This is a genomic window from Nostoc cf. edaphicum LEGE 07299 (genome assembly GCF_015207245.1).
Taxonomy (GTDB): Bacteria; Cyanobacteriota; Cyanobacteriia; order Cyanobacteriales; family Nostocaceae; genus Nostoc; species Nostoc edaphicum_B.
This window is the reverse complement of record NZ_JADEXF010000460.1, coordinates 1-4,423: the sequence shown is the minus strand read 5'-3', so window position 1 is coordinate 4,423 and position 4,423 is coordinate 1. Positions and strand designations below refer to the sequence as shown.

5 protein-coding genes and 1 pseudogene are annotated in these 4,423 nt (G+C 41.9%); 3 read left to right on the top strand and 3 right to left on the bottom strand.

Annotation, left to right across the window (positions count from 1 at the left end; translation table 11 throughout):
- Window positions 1-242 (bottom strand): annotated as a pseudogene (locus IQ229_RS24085) (hypothetical protein); the annotation flags it as partial.
- 71 nt (window positions 243-313) lie between these two features.
- On the opposite strand from IQ229_RS24085, the gene IQ229_RS14785 reads away from it, so the two are divergent.
- Window positions 314-913, top strand: coding sequence for an MBL fold metallo-hydrolase (locus IQ229_RS14785; RefSeq protein ID WP_194044880.1), 600 nt, complete (start codon window positions 314-316; stop codon window positions 911-913).
- Between the two features lie 566 nt (window positions 914-1,479).
- On the opposite strand, the gene msrB is transcribed toward IQ229_RS14785, so the two are convergent.
- Window positions 1,480-1,974 carry a peptide-methionine (R)-S-oxide reductase MsrB gene (gene msrB, locus IQ229_RS14780; RefSeq protein WP_194044882.1) on the bottom strand — a complete coding sequence of 165 codons (495 nt, stop codon included), beginning with the start codon at window positions 1,972-1,974 and terminating at the stop codon, window positions 1,480-1,482.
- 230 nt (window positions 1,975-2,204) lie between these two features.
- Window positions 2,205-2,738, bottom strand: coding sequence for an MgtC/SapB family protein (locus IQ229_RS14775; protein ID WP_194044879.1), 534 nt, complete (start codon window positions 2,736-2,738; stop codon window positions 2,205-2,207).
- Window positions 2,739-3,030: 292 nt separating this feature from the next.
- On the opposite strand from IQ229_RS14775, the gene IQ229_RS14770 reads away from it, so the two are divergent.
- Together IQ229_RS14770 and ssuE are read left to right on the top strand one after the other, a co-directional pair.
- Complete coding sequence (locus tag IQ229_RS14770; protein ID WP_228013473.1) at window positions 3,031-3,576, top strand: beta-class carbonic anhydrase; 546 nt, start codon at window positions 3,031-3,033, stop codon at window positions 3,574-3,576.
- Entirely contained in the window at window positions 3,561-4,127 is a 567-nt protein-coding gene (gene ssuE / locus IQ229_RS14765; protein ID WP_194044878.1) for an NADPH-dependent FMN reductase, read from the top strand. Before IQ229_RS14770 ends, ssuE begins: the two co-directional genes overlap by 16 nt.
- Window positions 4,128-4,423 lie beyond the last annotated feature (296 nt).

Below are 4,423 nucleotides of genomic sequence, written 5' to 3'. Positions count from 1 at the left end.
TCTTTAATCAGATGGTAAGTGAATTCAACATCTGTTTCATAGCCAAATTTGAAAATATCTGCAAGTACGTAATAGGCTCCTTTGGGTAGCGATCGCATGACAAAATGGGCGTAGACGCGTTGGCGTAGCCTCTCGTAGAGATCCAGGGGAAGGAGCAGGGGAGCAGAGGAGCAGGGAAGAACTTGCAAGTTATTTGCCCTTTGCCCCTCTGCCTCTTCCAATGCCCAATGCCCAATGCCCAATGCCCGTATTATCTATATACTTAATTATTGAGATTAATAGTCAATTATTGAAGTACCGATCCAGAATCATCATGAAATCTTTGCACCGTCCCGATCTGTATAGCTGGTCTAATTTCAATCCGGCAAGAAATATTGATTTCAATGGGATTGCCTGGATTCGCCCAGATGGCAACATCTTGATTGACCCAGTAGCCCTATCAAACCATGATTGGAATCATCTAAAATCCCTCGGTGGTGTGGTTTGGATTGTGCTGACGAATTCTGAGCATATCAGGGCAAGTAAAGAAATTGCCGATCAAACCTATGCTAAGATTGCTGGCCCGATTGCAGAAAAAGACACTTTTCCTATACCTTGCGATCGCTGGCTATCTGATGGTGAAGAATTTGTCCCAGGACTGGAGGTGATTGAACTTCAAGGTTCTAAAACTCCCGGTGAGTTGGCTTTGTTACTGGAAGAGACAACTTTAATTACAGGGGATTTAGTACGGGCACGTAAAGCAGGTAGCTTGACGATTTTACCAGATGACAAGCTGCTGAATCGAGAGGAGGCTGTTGCTTCTATTCGCAGGTTGGCTCAACTGAGTCGGGTAGAAGCAGTGTTGGTGGGGGATGGTTGGCCAGTCTTTCGGGATGGACGCGATCGCTTAAAGGAACTTGTAGCGACGCTGTAAATGATTAGGGTAGCACAGCTAGCTATGCTACCCTACAGGCGATTTGGTTCAAATAGATCGAAAAGGCTCTCAGACGAAAATCAAACAACACCGTATCATAGTAGTTGGTAGCATTTACATCTGATACTTTCTTTTTTGCCATAAAAGAATACTAGGTAATTAATATCCTGATTTCCTAACGGCAGAATGCGAAAGCTTTTACTGATTTACCTAGTTGGAGAACGCTGATGTCGAAGGAAAGAAAAAGTAATAAAGAAGCTAAAAAACCTAAAAAAGATCCCAAAGATAAAAAGGAGAAAAAAGACCCAGGCAAATAGAACGATTTAGGTAAATAGTTTTAGCAAAGGCCAAGAGTTGCATTTCCTTACATTGACAATACTTTGTTCAATAGCACTGAATAGGAAAAGTTATTGTCAAAAATCTATTCACCCTTGGTCAAGTATCAAAATCTGATGATTTAAGTTGTGTGTGCGATGTTAGGACGGGCTGTGACGCTCGATAGTGCAGCGTTAGCGATACAGAAAGGTCTTGACTCGCTAATGCTACGCTATCGGTGACGCAACTTATCAAGCAGGCTCAAATTTCAGCGAAACACCGTTCATGCAGTAGCGCTTACCAGTGGGTGCAGGGCCGTCATCAAAAACATGACCCAGATGACCACCACAGCGGCTACAATGCACTTCAGTTCTGGTCATAAACAACGACTTGTCTACAGTTGTGGCGATCGCACCTTCAATTGGATTAAAGAAGCTAGGCCAGCCAGTACCACTATTAAATTTGGTATCAGATGTAAACAGTGGTAGTTCACAGGCGGCACAATAATAAGTGCCTTGGTCGTATTCCTTATCCAATGGACTGGTATAAGGGCGTTCAGTCCCATGTTTACGCAATACATTGAACTGTTCTGGCGTTAAAATTGTGCGCCATTCTGACTCTGGTTTGGTAACTTCAAATCCACTTTGAGAAGTTGTCATTGCTTGTGACCCCCAATTGATATACCTTGATAACAATGCTGTGCCGACTATGACTGCACCAGCCTGTAAAAAATAGCGTTTGTCCATATATCTATTATTTTCTATTTTCCGGTTCACTGGCCAATAAATTCCAGTACGGGATTCCCTACATGAATGACTATAATCAGCGATCGCTCTGAACTAGCCCTGATAAACTGATTAAAATAAGCTAAGAAACAACAAATTATTTTTCAGCCAAATACTAGGTGGGAATCCGATCTATTTCACCTAATTTTTGGACAATACAAGTATAGTTTTCAATTGGAGGATAACGATAGTCAATCATCATCTTCATCAGAGATGGTTGTGAGATCCTGAGTAGTCCTTTGTTTACCCTGACTCGTCAGAAATACAAATGCGCGATTGAGCCGCTTCACGCCACTTAGGGTAATTAGGGTCAGTAAGCCTCCCAATAATCCCATTTGCCATAGACCACAACCAATTGCAGCCCCCAGTCCGGCCGCTGTCCAGACACAGGCGGCTGTAGTTAAACCCTTTACTTTTGGCGTTGCAGATTTTCTCGGAGACTCTTGTAAAATCAATCCAGCTCCAAGAAATCCAACCCCAGTAGCTACACCTTGAATTGTGCGACTCAGTGCATTGGTAGCATCATAAAGACTCTCGCCCTCAGCCTGCAAAGGAATCATCACGAATAGTGCTGCTCCCATACTCACAAGCATAAATGTTCTCATCCCTGCTGGTCTACCTCCTTGCTGACGGTTAAATCCAATCAAGCAACCAACCAGGAGTGCCAAAGACAATCTAAAAGCTATATGCGGCCAATCGTTGGCACTAATAAACATCGGCCCCATTGCTTTATTTCTCCTAGAGACAGAACGGAATTTTGCGCCTATTGCCAGTGGGATGGATGGCTACCGACGTTAATAGCTGAAAACCTTAAGTACAGTAGATTAATAGGTTTGGCGTACATTAAGGTTAATTTAATAGAAGGTTAGGAATAAGTAGACTAATATACACAACACTGCCATTGGTGTATTCCTCCTAGAGAAAGAGAACAACCAAAAAATCTCAGAAAATGAAGCGTGGGCATTGCGTCATCAGTTGGGAGTACCTAACAATAAAAGCTTATGGGTACTAGCTTGCATGGATGAACGTTTACCAGTGGAGAAAGCATTAGGAATTGGTGAAGGAGATGCTTATATTTTCCGTAATGCTGGGGGATTAGTTACGGATGATGCAATTCGGTCAGCGATGTTAACTACACAGTTTTTTGGCACAAAAGAAATCATCGTCATTAATCATACCGAATGTGGCATGATGACAGCATCAGGAGACCTTCTCAGTGAGGTGTTGCGAAACCAAGGTATTGATGTGGATCGAATTAGTGTCGATCCTGCTTTGCCAGAGTTGAAGCTACCAAAAGGCGTTTTTTCCAAATGGATAAAAACGTTTACCAATGTGGATGAAATCTGCACACAGCAGGTGGAATTGCTGCGTAATTCTGCTTTAATTCCCCAGGATGTAGTTATTCATGGTTACATCTGGAAAGTAGAGAGTATGAGTTTGCGCCGTCCCCACAAACGTCTGAGCGAGCGGGTCAACACAGCATCAGCGATGAAGACCAAAACTGCAAAACATACTGAACCCATTTTAGAAATTGGGAGTTTAATTGAATGGCAAACATTGTAGCGATCGCAGGTAGTCCAACACATCCATCTAGAACCTATGGTGTTGTCGAATATACTGCCAACCTTTTACAACAAGAAGGCTTGCACGTAGATATTATTTCAGTTCGGGATTTGCCTGCTGAAGATTTAGTTTTTGGAAGATACGACAGCCCTGCTTTAGAACAGCCAAAAGCTTTATTAGCAAAGGCAGATGGTGTGATTATTGCCACCCCAATTTACAAAGCTGCTTACACAGGAGTGCTAAAAACATTTCTAGATTTGCTGCCACAAAAATCATTAACAGGTAAACCCGTGTTACCAATTGCTTTGGGTGGAACGATCGCTCATTTATTGGCAATTGAATATGCTCTAAAACCTGTGTTATCTGAATTAGGAGCGCGGCATATCCTCGCTACTATTTATGCAGTGGACAAACAAATTCAACGACAAGCCGATAATAGCGTTCTGTTAGATGAGGAAATTGAGCAAAGACTCAAAGACGTTCTCAAGGAATTTGTGAAAGCTGTAGAATATGATGCCGCAGCGCCTCAAGAATTGGTTCATGCCAATTAAATAATTAAGTTTATACCTCCGTTTGCTTGTAGCAGAGGGGTAATTTTTACCCCTCTGTTACTTTTTTTAAAGTTAATCAGAGCTACATAACTTTACTTTCAGAAATTGCACTTTTATCGCAATATTAAAATTATTTATAGACCAATACAGTTCAGTTAAGCATTTTTTCTCTTCTCTCTGTTTCCTCTGCGCCTCTGCGGTTCGTTAAAAAAGTTGACTTTGACAAAGAGTTTTAGCCTTAACTGAACCGTATTGATTTATAGACTACGCTCATACTTATCTCCCAACTTCTATAG

What these genes read in the sequence shown, in the direction of transcription:
- IQ229_RS14785 (WP_194044880.1), top strand. Translation starts at nt 314, where the DNA reads ATGAAATCTTTGCACCGTCCCGATCTGTATAGCTGGTCTAATTTCAAT.
- msrB (WP_194044882.1), bottom strand. Translation starts at nt 1,974, where the DNA reads ATGGACAAACGCTATTTTTTACAGGCTGGTGCAGTCATAGTCGGCACA.
- IQ229_RS14775 (WP_194044879.1), bottom strand. Translation starts at nt 2,738, where the DNA reads ATGGGGCCGATGTTTATTAGTGCCAACGATTGGCCGCATATAGCTTTT.
- IQ229_RS14770 (WP_228013473.1), top strand. Translation starts at nt 3,031, where the DNA reads ATGGATGAACGTTTACCAGTGGAGAAAGCATTAGGAATTGGTGAAGGA.
- ssuE (WP_194044878.1), top strand. Translation starts at nt 3,561, where the DNA reads ATGGCAAACATTGTAGCGATCGCAGGTAGTCCAACACATCCATCTAGA.